The sequence below is a fragment of the Roseateles puraquae genome, assembly GCF_002205845.1.
Classification (GTDB): domain Bacteria; phylum Pseudomonadota; class Gammaproteobacteria; order Burkholderiales; family Burkholderiaceae_C; genus Pelomonas; species Pelomonas puraquae.
Map to the genome: position 1 here is coordinate 400,155 of NZ_NISI01000002.1, position 15,276 is coordinate 415,430.

11 protein-coding genes are annotated in these 15,276 nt (G+C 70.7%); 4 read left to right on the forward strand and 7 right to left on the reverse strand.

Annotated features, from left to right (window positions below; translation table 11 throughout):
• The first annotated feature begins 4 nt into the window (after positions 1-4).
• From CDO81_RS08935 to CDO81_RS08950, 4 genes are all read left to right on the forward strand, one after another.
• Positions 5-418 (forward strand): F0F1 ATP synthase subunit epsilon, encoded by a 414-nt coding sequence (locus CDO81_RS08935; RefSeq protein WP_088482827.1) that lies wholly within the window; start codon positions 5-7, stop codon positions 416-418.
• A 178-nt stretch (positions 419-596) separates the two neighbouring features.
• On the forward strand, positions 597-1,430 hold the full coding sequence (locus CDO81_RS08940; RefSeq protein ID WP_088483044.1) for a D-hexose-6-phosphate mutarotase: 834 nt from the start codon (positions 597-599) through the stop codon (positions 1,428-1,430).
• A 40-nt stretch (positions 1,431-1,470) separates the two neighbouring features.
• A complete protein-coding gene (gene hemE / locus CDO81_RS08945) occupies positions 1,471-2,550 on the forward strand; it encodes a uroporphyrinogen decarboxylase (RefSeq protein WP_088482828.1) in 1,080 nt (359 codons plus the stop codon).
• A gap of 315 nt (positions 2,551-2,865) precedes the next feature.
• A complete protein-coding gene (locus tag CDO81_RS08950; RefSeq protein ID WP_193466489.1) occupies positions 2,866-4,932 on the forward strand; it encodes a primosomal protein N' in 2,067 nt (688 codons plus the stop codon).
• A gap of 28 nt (positions 4,933-4,960) precedes the next feature.
• Here CDO81_RS08950 and CDO81_RS08955 read toward each other — a convergent pair whose 3' ends face one another.
• The 7 genes from CDO81_RS08955 to CDO81_RS08985 form a co-directional block, all read right to left on the reverse strand.
• Positions 4,961-5,641 carry a hypothetical protein gene (locus CDO81_RS08955; protein ID WP_193466490.1) on the reverse strand — a complete coding sequence of 227 codons (681 nt, stop codon included), beginning with the start codon at positions 5,639-5,641 and terminating at the stop codon, positions 4,961-4,963.
• Positions 5,642-5,793: 152 nt separating this feature from the next.
• Complete coding sequence (locus CDO81_RS08960) at positions 5,794-6,177, reverse strand: hypothetical protein (RefSeq protein ID WP_088482830.1); 384 nt, start codon at positions 6,175-6,177, stop codon at positions 5,794-5,796.
• Between the two features lie 105 nt (positions 6,178-6,282).
• A complete protein-coding gene (locus CDO81_RS08965; RefSeq protein WP_088482831.1) occupies positions 6,283-8,346 on the reverse strand; it encodes an ATP-dependent helicase in 2,064 nt (687 codons plus the stop codon).
• A 10-nt stretch (positions 8,347-8,356) separates the two neighbouring features.
• Complete coding sequence (locus tag CDO81_RS08970; protein ID WP_144397173.1) at positions 8,357-10,936, reverse strand: hypothetical protein; 2,580 nt, start codon at positions 10,934-10,936, stop codon at positions 8,357-8,359.
• 223 nt (positions 10,937-11,159) lie between these two features.
• Complete coding sequence (locus CDO81_RS08975; RefSeq protein ID WP_144397174.1) at positions 11,160-12,188, reverse strand: serine/threonine-protein kinase; 1,029 nt, start codon at positions 12,186-12,188, stop codon at positions 11,160-11,162.
• Between the two features lie 254 nt (positions 12,189-12,442).
• Complete coding sequence (locus tag CDO81_RS08980) at positions 12,443-13,804, reverse strand: sensor histidine kinase (RefSeq protein ID WP_241516926.1); 1,362 nt, start codon at positions 13,802-13,804, stop codon at positions 12,443-12,445.
• On the reverse strand, positions 13,801-15,144 hold the full coding sequence (locus CDO81_RS08985) for a sigma-54-dependent transcriptional regulator (protein WP_088482834.1): 1,344 nt from the start codon (positions 15,142-15,144) through the stop codon (positions 13,801-13,803). The genes CDO81_RS08980 and CDO81_RS08985 overlap by 4 nt, the downstream gene beginning before the upstream one ends.
• Positions 15,145-15,276 lie beyond the last annotated feature (132 nt).

Here is a 15,276-nt window from a genome sequence, read left to right on the forward strand (position 1 = left end):
CCCAATGGCAACCCTCCACGTCGACGTGGTCTCCGCCGAAGAGCAGATCTTCTCGGGCGAGGCCAAGTTCGTCGCCCTGCCGGGCGAGAGTGGCGAGCTCGGCATCCTGCCGGAGCACACGCCGCTGATCACCCGCATCAAGCCGGGCGCCGTGCGCATCGAGCGCCCGGACGGCAGCGAAGAGTTCGTCTTCGTGGCCGGCGGCATTCTCGAAGTGCAGCCGCATCGCGTGACCGTGCTGGCCGACACCGCCATCCGCGGCAAGGACCTGGACGAAGCCAAGGCGCTCGAGGCCAAGAAGCTGGCCGAAGAAGCCCTGCGCAACGCCAAGGACAAGATCGACCAGGCCGCGATCCAGAGCGAGCTGGCCATCCAGGCCGCCCAGATCGCCGCACTGCGCAAGTTCCTCAAGAAGTAAGACGGCCTCAGGCCTGACACCCCATCCCACTGAGCGCGGCCACGGTCGCGCTCAGTGCTTTCCGGGGTACGCAACGTGACTCCAAGCGGGTGCGCTGCGCAGGCGCACCCTGTCGAGCACTCGTTCAGTGCAGACTGCGCTCCCGCCTTCCCGCATCGACCTTCCCGCCTTTGCCGCCATGACGACTCCTCCCACCCTGCATCTCCTCTCGACGGACGGCGCACAGGCGCGTGTCAGCCTGGAGGGCGGCCATCTGCTCTCCTGGCAGCCGGCCGGTGCGCCCGAGCAGCTCTACCTGTCCCCGCGCAGCGAGTTCGTGCCAGGCAAGGCCATCCGCGGTGGCGTGCCGGTGTGCTTTCCGCAGTTCGCTGAGCGCGGGCCGCTGGCCAAGCATGGCTTCGCGCGCACGCTGCCGTGGGAACTCGTGAGCCAGGAGCAGGGCCGTGATGACGTGCTCGCCGTGCTGCGCCTGCGCGACAACGACGCCACCCGTGCGGTCTGGCCGCATGCCTTCGAGCTGGAGCTCAGCGTTCGCGTGAGCGGCCGCACGCTGGACATCGAACTCGCGTGCGAGAACACCGGCGACAGCCTGATGCAGTTCACGACCGCCCTGCACACCTATCTGCGCGTGCGCGACCTCGATGCCGTCAGCGTGGAAGGCCTCTCGGGCCTGCGCTACTTCGACAGCATCAAGCAGGCCGAGGCGCTGCAGCGCATGGACCTCCTGCTGCCCGGCGAGAAGGGCGTGCTTGACCTGGATCGCATCTACTTCGGGGTGAAGGAGCGCCCGCTGGTGGTGACCGAGGACCGTCGCCAGGTCGTCATCACGCAGCAGGGCTTTGACGATGCCGTGGTCTGGAACCCGGGCCCGGAGCGCTGCGCCAAGCTGGCCGACATGCCGCCTGACGGGTGGAGCGAGATGCTTTGCATGGAGTCCGCCACGATCGGGATTCCGGTCGTGCTGCAACCCGGAGAGACCTGGGTGGGGCGACAAAGTCTCGCCTTGCTCTGAATCAGGCCACGGCTGGAAGGGGCGCGCTGATAATCCGCCGATGTTCGCCCCCCTCCAAAACGACAGCTTCCTGCGCGCCTGCCTGCGCCAGCCCACCGAGCACACCCCCGTCTGGCTGATGCGCCAGGCCGGCCGCTACCTGCCGGAGTACCGCGCCACGCGCGAGAAGGCGGGCAGCTTCATGGGGCTGGCGACCAACACCGACTTCGCCACCGAAGTCACGCTGCAGCCGCTGGAGCGCTTCCCGCTGGACGCAGCCATCCTGTTCAGCGACATCCTGACCGTGCCCGATGCCATGGGCCTGGGCCTGAGCTTCCAGCAGGGCGAGGGGCCGAAGTTCGCGCATGTGGTGCGTGACGAGGCGGCCGTGGCCGCGCTGGCCGTGCCGGACCTGGACAAACTGCGCTACGTGTTCGATGCCGTCACCTCCATCCGGCGTGCGCTGAATGGCCGTGTGCCGCTGATCGGCTTCTCGGGCAGCCCCTGGACGCTGGCCTGCTACATGGTGGAGGGCGGTGGATCGGACGACTACCGCCGCGTGAAGAGCCTGATGTACGCGCGACCGGACCTGATGCACCGCATCCTGGACGTGAACGCCCGCGCCGTGGCCGCCTACCTCAATGCCCAGATCGACGCCGGCGCGCAGGCCGTGATGGTGTTCGACTCCTGGGGCGGCGTGCTGGCCGACGGGGCCTTCCAGCAGTTCAGCCTGGCCTACTCGCGCCAGGTGCTGGCCGCCGTGAAGACCGAGCATGAAGGTGTGCGCATTCCGCGCATCCTGTTCACCAAGGGCGGGGGCCTGTGGCTGGACGAGATCGCCGATGCCGGAGCCGACGTGGTGGGCCTGGACTGGACCATGAACCTGGGCGCGGCCCGCGCCCGCGTGGGAGACCGCGTCGCCCTGCAGGGCAATCTCGACCCCAATGTGCTGTTCGCCCCGCCTGAGGCCGTGCGCGCGCAGGCCCGTGCGGTGCTCGACAGCTTTGGTGCGCCGACCGCCGGCAGCGGGCACATCTTCAACCTCGGTCATGGCATCAGCCAGTTCACGCCGCCTGAGAGCGTGACGGCCCTGGTCGACGAAGTGCACAGCCATTCGCGCAAGCTCCGCGCGTCGCTTTGATGAGGGTCAACCGGGCTCTTGTTCCTTGACTTATCCCCAAAATTGGCAATGCCAGCGTCGCCGCCGTTTTTGATGCGCCGCAGCTAAGAGTTTTCCCGGGTCGTCGCTAAGTGCTTGATTTGAAAGAGTGCGTTGGCGTCGCCTCGCAATCTGCCGGATTGACACCGTCCAGACCTCAGGTTCTTCGACGCCGGGGCAGGCCGATTTGCTCACAAAGTTATCCACAGAATTTGTGAGCAACCCGGGAGTCGTTCTAAATCATGGACTTGCAGCCACTTGCTGAGCTGATGCTTCACAAGAAGCCTGGAGCGGTACGTGCCTGAGCCTACCGCCGCAGTGACCGTGCGAGTGGCCGTGGACGCGCCGCAGCACAGCGGCCTCAACGGCCCGCTTGACTACGCCAGTGAGCAGGCGCTTGCGTCGGGCACCTTGGTGCGGGTGCCCCTGGGCAAGCGTGAGCTGTTGGGGGTTGTGTGGCCAGGTGAGGCTGAGGTGGCGCCGGGGGTTGCCCTGCGCCCCGTCACCGCCGTCTTCGACAGCCTGGCCCCCTTGGGTGCCGACTGGTGCCGCCTGCTCGACTTCGCGGCGGGCTACTACCAGCGCAGCGTGGGCGAACTGGCCAGCGCGGTGCTGCCGCCTCAGCTGCGCGAGTTGTCGCCGGAGCAGCTGGTGGCGCGGCTGCGCAAGCTCGACCGCAAGGCGCGCCCGGGCGCGGCGCCGGCCGAGCCTGTGCGCCCAGAGCTTGCCGCCGATCAGGCGGTGGCGGTCGAGCGCATCGCGGCCCAGATGCAGGCCGCCGGACCCAAGCCACAGCTGCTGTTCGGCGTGACCGGCAGCGGCAAGACCGAGGTCTACCTGCGGGCTGCCGAGGCGGCCCTGGCGCAGGGCCGGCAGGTGCTGGTGTTGGTGCCCGAGATCAACCTGACGCCTCAACTCGAGGCTCGCTTCACCGAGCGGTTTGCCGCAGCCCTGCCGGAGCCGCTGGCCATCGTGTCGCTGCACAGCGCCCTGACGCCGGCCCAGCGCCTGCAGAACTGGCTGGCGGCCCATCTCGGCCGTGCGCGGCTGGTGCTGGGCACGCGGCTGGCGGTGTTCGCCTCGCTGCCTGAGCTGGGCCTGATCGTGGTGGACGAAGAGCATGACCCGTCCTACAAGCAGCAAGACGGCGCGCGCTACTCCGCGCGCGACCTGGCCGTCTGGCGGGCGCATGAGCGCCGCATCCCGGTGGTGCTGGGCTCGGCCACGCCCTCGCTCGAAAGCTGGCAGCACGCCGAGTCGGGGCGTTATGAGCGGCTCACGCTCGGCACCCGTATCGGCGGTGGCGCGCTGCCGCGGGTCAAGCTGTTCGACATGAAGTCGCTGCCGGCAACGCCCGGCGTCACCACCGCGCTGACCGCACCGCTGCTGGCGGCGCTCAAGGAGCGGCTCGACCGCGGCGAACAAAGCCTCGTGTTCCTGAACCGGCGCGGCTATGCCCCGGTGCTGCATTGCGGCGAATGTCAGTGGAAGAGCGACTGCCCGCACTGCAGCGCCTGGCGGGTGTTCCACAAGCGCGACCGCACGCTGCGCTGCCACCACTGCGGCTTCACCGAGCGCGTGCCGCGCGCCTGCCCGAACTGCGGCAACCACGACATCGCACCCATCGGTCGCGGCACCGAGCGTTTGGAGGAGCAGCTGGCCGAGGCCCTGCCCGGCGCCCGGGTGCTGCGCATCGACGCCGATTCCACCCGCCGCAAGGGCGAGCTGGAGGCGCAGCTGCAGGCGGTGCATGACGGCGAGGTGGACATCCTCGTCGGCACGCAGATGATCACCAAGGGGCACGACTTCCGGCGCATCCGCTTCGTGGCGGCCGTGAACCCCGATGGTGCGCTCTTCAGCAGCGACTTCCGGGCGCCCGAGCGCCTGTTTGCGCTGTTGATGCAGGCCGGCGGCCGGGCCGGCCGCGACGCGGCAGGTGACACGCCGGCGGAGATGTGGGTGCAGACCTGGCATCGCGACCATGCGCTCTACCAGGCGCTGGCGCGGCACGACTACGAGCGTTTTGCACGCGACCAGCTGGCCGAGCGCCGCACGGCCAGCCTGCCGCCGTTTTCGCACCTGGCGCTGCTGCGGGCCGAGGCGCGCACCGCACAGGCCGCGCAGGCCTTCCTGGAGGCCGCGGCCAGTCTGGCGCAGGGCGAAGGGGTGCTGGTCTACCCGCCGGTGCCGCATGCGGTGGCGCGGGTGGCCGACGTGGAGCGCATGCAGATGTTGGTGGAGGCCTCACAGCGCGCGCGGCTGCAGGCCTTCCTGCGGGGCTGGGTGCCACAGCTCATCGCCCTGAAGCGCGAGCACAAGGCGGTGCTGCGCTGGGCGGTCGACGTGGACCCGCTGTCGATCTAGGCGCCTGCGCGAGCGCTCGCGCAGACGCTCAGCGCTGCTGGAGCGTGCTGGCCAGGGCGGTGGCCCGGCGTTGCTGGGCCTGACGACGCAGGCGCTTGGGCAGCAGGAAGGCGCCGAGCAGGGCAACGGCCGTCAGCGCAAGGCTGCCGGGCTCCGGCACATGGTTGCTCAGGCTGACGTTGTCCAGGCTACCGCCGACGCCGTCGCTCGTGCCGACTGCGGCAAAGCTGAGCAGGTTGCTGCCGCTGCGGGCGGTGACCTGGTACTGGTACTGCTTCCAGTCGTTGCCGCTGCCGCCCACGCCCGTCAGCGTGGCGTCCAGCAGCGAGCCGTTCCAGAACACCTGGATGCCGTTGGTGGACGCCGCCTGGAATTCGCGCGGCGAGTACCAGAAGCTCAGGTCATAGAGGGCGCCGCTGACCAGGCCGTTCAGGGTCTGGCCGATGGTGGTGTTGCCGTTGGTGTCCAGCTCCATGAAATTGCGGCCTTCCTTGGCCGCGCCCGCCACGTTGTTGCGCACCTCGAAGCCCGTGCCCGGGCCGGCGAGCACGCTCCAGCCGGCGATGCTGGCGGTGTTGATCCAGCTGCCGTTGCTGATCGTCGTACTTTCGAACCCGCCATTGACCAGCAGGTTGACGGGGGCGGCATGGGCCGAGAGATTGGTGCCGAGCAGCAGGGCGACGGCGAGCAGGGACAGCGTGCGGTTCATGTTCGAGGCCGAAGGGCGTTGTTGTGGCCGCGATTCTTCGGCCTGACCGCCTTGCACCCGGGTGCAAACTTCACGCTTTGTATCGACCACCCCCACAGGCCGGTGGCCGTCCCGTGACGCAGGTCACCCTGCGGCGGGCTGGGCCGAGGCCCTCAGTTGCGGGGCGTCTGCTGGCCCAGGGTGCTGGCCAGCGCCACGGCGCGGCGCTGCTGCTCCTGGCGGCGCAACAGACGGCCCACCGGGCGGGCGAGGGCAACCACGGCCACCCCCAGCGCCACCAGCAGCATGCCGGGGTCGACCTGCTCGGCCAGCGCGTCGAAGTCCGGGCTGGCGTCACGATTGCCGGTGGCCCAGGGGGCCGCGCTGCCGCCGTTCAATGCGGTCAGGTGGCTGGGGCCCGTCAGGCTGCCTGCGTCAGCCAGCACGGTGGTCGTCGGTTTGTCTGCGGCTTCCAGCGCGCGCGCATCACGCGCAGCCCCCGCCGAAGCGAAGGAGGTGGCAGCAGCAAGGGCAACAGCGATGACCAGGACTTTCATGGGCTCACCATGCAAAGAAAAAGCTGAAACGCATTGTTCGCAGCCTAGCGTGGCAAGGCTGTGAACACTTCACGCGCTCAGGGGGTACCCCCCCGAATGAGCGATTCAGGCTTGACCTGCTGAGGATGCCCGGGCGGCTGCCTTGGCGGCGAGTTCCTCGCGCATGCGCTTCAGGCGCTCGCGGGGGTCTTCACGCGCACCGCCTTCGTGCAATTTCATCTCCGCCAGGAAGCGGCTGGGCACGCCCACGACCGTGTCGCGCCCCTTCTTGCGCCGGCGCAGCGTGGACACGGCCAGCGTCAGCCGGGCGCGCGTGATGCCCACGTACATCAGCCGCCGCTCCTCCTGCAGGGCTTCCGCGGTGAGTTCAGCCTCCTCCCGCTTGAAGGGCAGCAGCCCCTCGTTGACGCCCGCCAGCACCACGTGCGGCCACTCCAGGCCCTTGGAGGCGTGCAGCGTGGTCAGGGTGACCTGGTCCTGCTCCTCGCCGCGCTCGGCCAGCGACAGGATGACTGAGATGGTCTGCGCCACGTCCAGCACGCTCTGCTTGGGCTCGGTGAAGCTCACGCCGCCTTCCTCGCTGTGCTGGCCGCCGCAGCGCTTGGCCACCCAGTCGACGAAATCCAGCACGTTGCCCCAGCGGGCCTGGGCGACCTTCTCGTTCTCTTCGTTCTCCAGCAGGTGCTGCTCGTAGGCGATGTCCTTGAGCCACTGCGTCAGCATCGTGTGGGCGGCGGTGTGGCCCTCGGTGTGGCGGGCCTGGTATTGCAGGTCGTTCACATAACGACCGAACTCGTGCAGCCCGGCCAGCGCACGCGGCGTGACAGCGGTGGCCAGGCTCTCGGAGAACAGGGCCTCGAACATGCTGCACTTCCACTGCGCCGAGAAGTTGCTCAAGGCGCCCAGCGTCGCATGGCCTATGCCACGCTTGGGCGTGGTGACGGCGCGCAGGAAGGCCGGGTCGTCGTCCTGGTTCACCAGCAGCCGCAGCCAGGCGCACAGGTCCTTGATCTCGGCCTTGTCGAAGAAGCTCTGGCCGCCCGAGACCTTGTAGGGAATCTGGGCGCGGCGCAGCGCCTGCTCGAACACGCGCGCCTGGTGGTTGGCGCGGTAGAGGATGGCAAAGTCCTTGAAGGCTGGCCCCTTGCCATCGGCGCGCAGTTGCTGGATGCGAGCGACCGCGCGCTCGGCCTCGTGCTCCTCGCCGTCGGCCTCCAGCAGCACGATGGGCTCGCCGTCGCCGTACTCACTCCAGAGCTTCTTCTCGAACAGCTTGGGGTTGCCGGCGATGACGTTGTTGGCGGCGCGCAGGATGGCGCCGGTGGAGCGGTAGTTCTGCTCCAGCGGGATGACCTTGAGCGCCGGGAAGTCCTGCGGCAGGCGGCGCAGGTTCTCGATGGTGGCACCGCGCCAGCCGTAGATGGACTGGTCGTCGTCACCCACCGCCGTGAACATGCCGCGCTCGCCCACCAGGGCCTTCAGCAGCTCGTACTGCACGGCATTGGTGTCCTGGTATTCGTCCACCAGCACGTAGCGCAGCTTGTCCTGCCACTTGGCGCGGGCCTCGGCGTCGGTGGAGAGCAGCTTCAGTGGCAGGGTGATGAGGTCGTCGAAGTCGACGGCGTGATAGGCCGCGAGGCGCTCCTGGTAGCGCACCATGACGGCGGCCGCGGCGCGTTCGTCGTCATCCTGCGCCACGGCGGCGGCCTGGGCGGGCGACAGGCCCTGGTTCTTCCACAGCGAGATGGTCCATTGCCAGCGACGGGCCTGGTTCATGTCGGTGGTGCCGCCGGCGTCTTTCAGCACATTGAGCACGTCGTCGCTGTCCAGGATGGAGAACTGCTCCTTCAGCCCCAGCCGCGTGCCTTCCTCGCGCAAAAGGCGCACGCCCAGCGAGTGGAAGGTCGAGATGGCCAGGTCCTTGGCGGCCTTGTTGCCCACCAGTTGCTTGGCGCGTTCGCGCATCTCCTGCGCGGCCTTGTTGGTGAAGGTGATGGCGGCGATCTGGCTGGCCCGGTAGCCCGACACCAGCAGCTGCGCGATCTTGGTCGTGATGACCCGCGTCTTGCCCGAGCCGGCGCCAGCGATGACGAGGCAGGGGCCGCTGAGGTGATGGACGGCTTCGAGCTGGGCCGGATTCAGGCCGGCAACGGGCGGGGCGCTGGACATGGGTCGCGCATCATGCCACCCGCGCCACGCCCTCGCCCGGCAGCGCCCGCAGCCCCAGCCCAAGCAGCAGCAGCGAGAAGAAGAGGAAGCCGATGCGAGGCGCGTCCAGCAGGCTGTCGAAGGCACCGACGACGGCAAAGCCGAGCAGCCCGGCGACGACGGCGGGCGCCAAGGGGTGGTCGCGCCCGCGGCCGACACTCAGCCGCCCCAGCGCCAGCAGGAAAGCGCCCCCGAGCAGCGCCAGGCCCACCAGCCCCTGCTCGAACAGCACATGCAGCGCGGCGTTCTTGATGTGCCAGGGCAGGTGGTTGCGGTCGCTGGAGAAGAACCAGCGGGCCATGTCCCGGCCGAAGTCGCCGTTCACGAGCAACGCGCGGCCCTGCGCGTCCTGCAGGGCAATCTGGCGGATGTCCATGCGAGCCCCGCGCGTTTCCAGGCCCATGGAGAAGGTCACGAACTGAGGCGCCCACCAGCGGCCCCCCAGCGCCTCCACCTGACCCAGGGCGACATCCTGGGTCTGCCAGGCCGGGGGCGCCCCGGCGGGGCCGGCCTGCGGCTTGGTCATCACATAGGTGCCGGTGCAGCGGTCGGGGTAGATGAGGTTCTTCTCGCACACCTCGAGGTAGAGGACCGTCTCGGTGGCGGTGCGATAGGTCACCCGGACGGTCGCCGGGCCGGGCGCCGGGGCGCTGATGCGCTGGCTCACGCGGAACACCTCGCCATGGCCCAGCAGGTGCTTGCCGGCGGTGAGCGCGAGGTAGGTGTCGCCGTCGTCATGGCGCAGGCGGTAGTCGCCGGCCTGCGCGCTGGCCGGCCCGTCGAAGAAGTTGCTGGCCACGAAGCGGCCCGCGCCCTTGCCGAGCAGCCACTGCTCACCGCCGTGCAGCAGGCGCAGCCCCTCGCGCCAGTGCGTCAGCCGGGTCTGGCCATCGCCTTTCCAGCTGGCCACGCGGTCACGCAGGTAGCTGCCGCCACCCAGCGCGGCGACCAGGGCCATCACCATCAGCAGGCCCGCAACCAGCAGCGCCCGCTTGCGCCAGCCGGCTGCGCCCGCATTGGCCGCCCCTTGCAGCGGCCACAGCCGAGGCTCCAGCAGCATGGCGGCCCACACGCCGGCAAGCGCCAGGCCGGCGGCCAGCGCGGTCCAGCGCCCGGCCGTGCCGCCCCAGTAGTCCGCCACGATCACCATCGTGGCCAGCAGCCAGAACCAGCAGGTCGTTACCAGCAGCACATAGACCGGGCGCGTGGCCTGCGGTTCATCGCGCCATCGCAGCACGGCACAGCACACGGTGGCCACCGCGTTGAGCACATACGCGGCCTTGGGAACGGCCATCGACAGGGCCCAACTGGCGGCCCCGAGCAGCAGGGCCAGCACCGCACCCATCAGCACCGCCATGAGTCGCTGCCCCAGGCTCGGCCGCCACAGGCTGGCGGGCATGGTCAGCAGCACCACCATCACGAAGAACAGCGCCAGCAGCCCGCGGTACCCGCCACCGCCGAACACCAGCGCCGCCGCCATCGCAAAGGCCGCTGCCAGCGCGAGGGCACCGAGCTTGGCCAGCCTCGGCAGGGGGGCATCCACCGGACCAAGGCTGCTGTCCAGGGTGCTGGTCGCCGGGTCGGTGCTGGCAGCGCGGCGCCGCTGGGCGTCGGCCAGCAGCACCATCGGCACGAGGGCGATGGGCAGCGCCAGGTAGACGCCGCGGGAGAAGGTCGTCAGGCAGGCATAGGCCGCCAGCAGCGCGATGCCCAGGCCGACGCCGAAGCGCCAGGGCGAGCGCGTGCGCAGCAGGGCCAGTACCGCAAAGGGCAGCGTCATGACCAGGAAGCCGTCCAGGGCTGCGCCGCCGACATGCATTTCCCAGAACAGCGCGGTCGTGCGGTAGTCGGTGGAGAAGTCGAGCAGGCCGGTATAGGCCAGGCGTTCCCACAGGGCCGCGGCGCTGCCCGCGGCCAGGGCCAGCACCAGCCCCAGCAGCAGCCCGCGCGAGAAGCGCCGGGGGCGCGCCGCTGCAGCGGCCGTCCACAGCGGCAGCAGTGCCAGCACCAGGAAGACGGCCTTGGCATTGCGCACCGAGTTCATGGGCTCGTGATAGCCCTGGAACCAGCCGAACACCCAGCCGCCGGCATCGGCCACGCCGCGGTGCAGACTCCAGGCGGCTGACGCGGCCAGGGCCAGGATCAGCAGCACCACCACCGGCGAGTAGGCCAGGCCGTGGCGCCACGCGGGCGCCCGGTCACGCGCATTGAGTTGCAGCGCGTAGGCAAGGTAGCCGCCGCAGCCGCAGGCGGTGACGAGCAGGTCCATTTCCTCAAAGCTGATCCAGCCCGTCCATGGGGCCAGCCCGATCAGCGGCAGGGGCGCGAACAGCAGCACCGGGGTCTTGACCCAGAACAGCGCCGCCAGCCCGGCCACGAGCATCCAGGCGGCCAGCGCGAGCGTGCCGGACAGCGGGTGGTGCCACGCCAGTGCCGCTCCGAGCGCACCGAGCCCGACCGCTGCCGCGAGCGCCCCACGCTGCCGCGCGGTGCGCGGCAGGTGAAGCTGGACCTTGCCCAGGCCCAGCAGGCCGGTGGGCGCGGGTTGCATGCCGACCGCAGCCATCAGCGGCCACGGCGCAGCGGCGCTGCGTCAGCCAGAGTGCAAGGCGCCAGCCGGCCCTGGGGCAGCGGGGCAACGGAGGCGATCGGGGTCGCGCGCAAGGGTCGGTCCATGGCAGCCTGCAGCGAAAGAGGCGCGCATTGTTGCCGAGCGCTGGCGGCGATGCACCCCCAAGCTATCCCCACAACGAGTGGGATGCGCCCAGGCGATTTCAGCCCTGGGCGTGTGGGTGGGCCTGCGCCGTCGGCGGGGCTCGTTCAGGCAGGTAAGCCGCCGCGGCCAGCACGGCGATGCCCGCCGCGGCCCCGAGCAGCAGCCAACGCTTCCACCAGGCGGGTTTGCTGCGGGCCGGTGCATCGCCTGCTGCAGACGGCAGGCTGCGAGCCGGGCTCATCGCCAGCCATTCGCGCAGTTCATCGGCCAGACCCTCGGCACCGCGCGTGCGCAGCTCGGCCGACTCGGCCGTGGCGCCCCGCAGCACCGTGTCGAGCTTGGCCTGCTGCTCTTCGGTCAGCGTCGGCCAGGCCTGCGCCGCCTGCTGGCGCAGCGGCGCCAGACCCTTGGGGGTGTCCTCCCAGCCGCACACGAAGCCGCGGGCCAGCGCGCCCAGGCCATACACCTCGCTGGCGAGGCTGGGCGGGGCGCCGTTGCGCCGCTCGGGCGCCACGAAGGCCGGCGAGGCGCCGAGACTCAGGCCGCGGTCGAAGGGGTCCGTCGGGTCGGGAATGCGGGTCAGGCCCAGGCCCATCAGGCGCACCTTGCCCTGGGGGTCGAGCCAGATCATGGCGGGGTCGATCTCAGCCAGCAGCCAGCCTTGCTGGTGCGCCGAGCGCAGCGCCTCGCACAGCTGCACCAGCAGCTCGATGCGTTCACGCAGGCCGATCTCGGGCAGGCGCGGCAGCAAAGGCTCGCCGTGGGTGCCTTCCACGATCAGGTAAGGGTGGGCGTCGGGCGTCACACCGCTGTCACTGGGCACGGCGATCTGCGGGTGCTGCAGCTTGCCGAGGTCACCAGCCTGGTCGGCATAGCGCAGCATGACGCCGGCGCCCTGGTCGCTGCGGTCCAGCACGAGCACGGCGGCCTGCTCTTCGGTCGCCAGGCCATGGTGGGCGCTGTACCACTGGCCGGCATGGGCCTGTTCGCCGTCCGGCAGCGGCTTGATCAGGCGCCAGACACCCAGCGCCTGGCCCTGCTCCAGCGGAGCAGCAGCGGCCGGTGGCGGCAGGGAAAGATTGGGCATGCGCATGGCGCCGCATGTTAGGGGTGACCCCAGGACTGGAACCACCCCTCGATGCGAGGAAGGCGGCCGTGGCGCGCATTCGCTCACGGGGAGGCCGTCGGGCGTCCGGCCCGTCGCCATCGGCCCTGCGTGCCGGCGCGCTCCCGCCCGGCGCGGCCGGAAAGGGGCCGCCAATGCGCCCCCGGCAAGAGGTAACTTTCCGTTTCTCCCGGGCCTGACGCGGCCCAGCGCGGCCCAGCGCGGCCCAGCGCGGCTCAGCGCGGCTCGGCGGGCGTGCTGGGCGCCGTGGCCGGAAGCGGCAGCCGCAGGCTCACCCGCAGGCCGCCGCGGCGGCGGTTGGCCAGCGCGATGCGGCCATCGTGCGCCTCGGCAATCTCGCGCGCCAGCGCCAGCCCGAGGCCGGTGCCTCCGGCGCTGCCGGTGTCCGCGCGCTTGGTGGAATAAAACGGCAGCAGCGCCTGGGACAGCACGGCCTCGCTCATGCCGGGGCCGCGGTCCAGCACCTCCAGGTGCAGTTCGGCCCCGTGCGCCTGCACGCGCAGCACCACCTCGCCCGGGTTGCTGCCCGATTCATGGGCGTTCTTGATCAGGTTGAGCAGGGCCTGTTCGATCTGTGCGGGGTCGAACCATCCCGGGCGCTCGGGCAGTGCGCCTTCCAGGCGGAACTCACCCAGCGTGGCCAGGTGGTCCAGGAACGCCGGCCACGCCACCGGCTCGCGGCGCGGCGACGGCAGCTTGGCGAAGCGCGCATAGCCTGCCAGGAAGCCATGCAGGTGCGAGGCCCGCTCGCCGATGCTGGCGAGCACCTGCCGCAGCCGTTCGGTGTCGCCGCGCTTGGCGAGTTCGGCGCCGCTGTGGGCGAGTGAGGAGATGGGCGCAAGCGAGTTGTTCAGCTCATGGCTCAGCACGCGGATGACGCGCTTCCAGGTGGCCACTTCGGCACGCGACAGCTCGCGGGTCATGCGCCGCAGCAGCCGCAGCCGGTGCGGCTGGCCCTGCAGCCGGAAGCTGCGCGTGCTGTAGTGAAAGGTCTCCTCCGAGCCATCGGCCAGCGTCATGGCGAAGAGCCGGTCGGCGTCGCTCGACAAGGCTTCGCGCAGGGCCTCGGGCAGGTCTGCGATGACCTGGGCAAAGCTCAGGCCGGTCAGGCTGCGGCCGTCGCCCAGCAGCTGCCGGGCCGCGAGGTTGGCAATCGCGATGCGCTCGCTCGGGGCGGTCAGCACCAGGGCGACGGGCGTGTTCTGCACCACCGTGTCCAGCAGCAGCTCGCGCTGGGCGAGGTGCTGGCGCTGTTCGCGCAGGGCCAGACCCAGCTCGGCGTGCAGCCGGGTCAGCAGGGCCAGCTCCCGTGGGCCATCGGGGGCCAGGTTCAGGCTGAAATCGCCATCGCGGTAGCTCAGCACCGCGCCTTCCAGCGCGCGCGTCAGGCGCAGCAGCGGCGACAGCCACAAGGCCGACAGCCAGGCGATCAGCGGCAGCATCACCAGCACGGCCACCAGCAGCGCCGGGCCGGGCGCCAGCCCGAGGCGTCGCACGCCCAGGATCACGAGGGGCGGCACGGTCGCCGCGGCGGCCAGCGCCAGCAAGGCCCGGGCGCGCAGCGACAGCGCGGTCACGGCGCGATCCCGTAACGCTCCAGCCGCCGGTACAGCGCCTGGCGCGACAGCCCGAGCTGGCTGGCCGCGCGGCTGACCACGCCGCCGGCCTCGGCCAGCGCGGCCAGCACGGCTTCGCGGCTGGGCTCGTCGAGGTTGCGCCAGGCGCCGTGGCCGGCGTCATCCAGAGTGCCCAAGCCGAGCCGGCTGGGCGTGATCTCGCCGCCCTGGCCCAACAGCGCGGCCCGCTCCACGGCGTTCTTGAGTTCGCGCACATTGCCCGGCCACCGGTGCGCGAGCAGGGCCTCGCGCGCGGCCTCGCCCAGCCGCGCCCGGCCGGCCAGGAAGTGCTCGGCCAGCGGCAGCACGTCATCGCGCCGCTCGGCCAGTGGCGGCAGCTTCAGCTCGATGAGGTTGAGCCGGTAGAACAGGTCCTCCCGGAAGCTGCCCGCCTTGACCATGGCGCGCAGGTCGGCATTGGTGGCCGACAGCACCCGCACGCGGGTCTGGCGGGTCTTGCTCGAACCCAGGCGCTCGAACTGACCGGTCTCGAGCACCCGCAGCAGCTTGACCTGGCCGGCCAGCGGCAGATTGCCGATCTCGTCGAGGAAGAGCGTGCCGCCATCGGCCGCCTCGAAGCGGCCCACGCGCGCCTTGGCGGCGCCCGTGTAGGCGCCGCTGTCACTGCCGAAGAGTTCGGCCTCGATCAGGTCGGCCGGCAGGGCACCGCAGTTCAGGGCCACGAAGGGCCCCGCCTTCGCGGCCGAGTTGGCATGCACGAAGGCTGCGATGCGCTCCTTGCCGGCGCCATTCGGCCCGGTGATGAGCACCGGCACCGGTGCGGCCGCGATCTGCCCGGCCAACTCCAGCAGGTTGAGCATGGCGTCCGACCCGAACACCAGCCCGGCGAGGTCGTGGCGCCGCGCCAGCGCCGCGCGCCGTTCGCGCCGCGCCTCCCGCAGCCGGGCGATCTCGCGGTTGGCCTCGCCCAGTTCCAGCAGGTTTTCCACCGTGGCCACCAGCTTGGCGTCGTCCCACGGCTTGGCGAGGTAGTCCGCGGCGCCTGCCTTGACGAGCGCCACGGCGGCTTCCAGGCGCGTCCAGGCGGTCAGCAGGATGATGGGCAAGTCGGGGCGGCGCGCGCGCAGCGCGCGGAACAGCGCCTCGCCTTCTTCGCCCGAGGTGGTGTCGGCCGTGAAGTTCATGTCCTGGATGACCAGTCCGAAGGCCTGCGCCTCCAGAAGCGCGAGCCCCTCGGCTGGGCTCGTGGCGACGCGCGCCTCGATGTCGTGCAGGGACAGCAGCAGCTCCAGCGCCTGGCCCACGCCAGGGTTGTCATCAATGATCAGGACTCGTCGCATCGCGGGGCGAATTGGGGGCAGGCCGTGAGGATAGCGGGGCAGGCCATGGCGCCCGTCGGGGCGCCGGTCGGCGCCGAAACGCCCGTGCCTCGTCGCGGGGCGAGGTCTCATGCAAGTCCGCATTGACAGCCG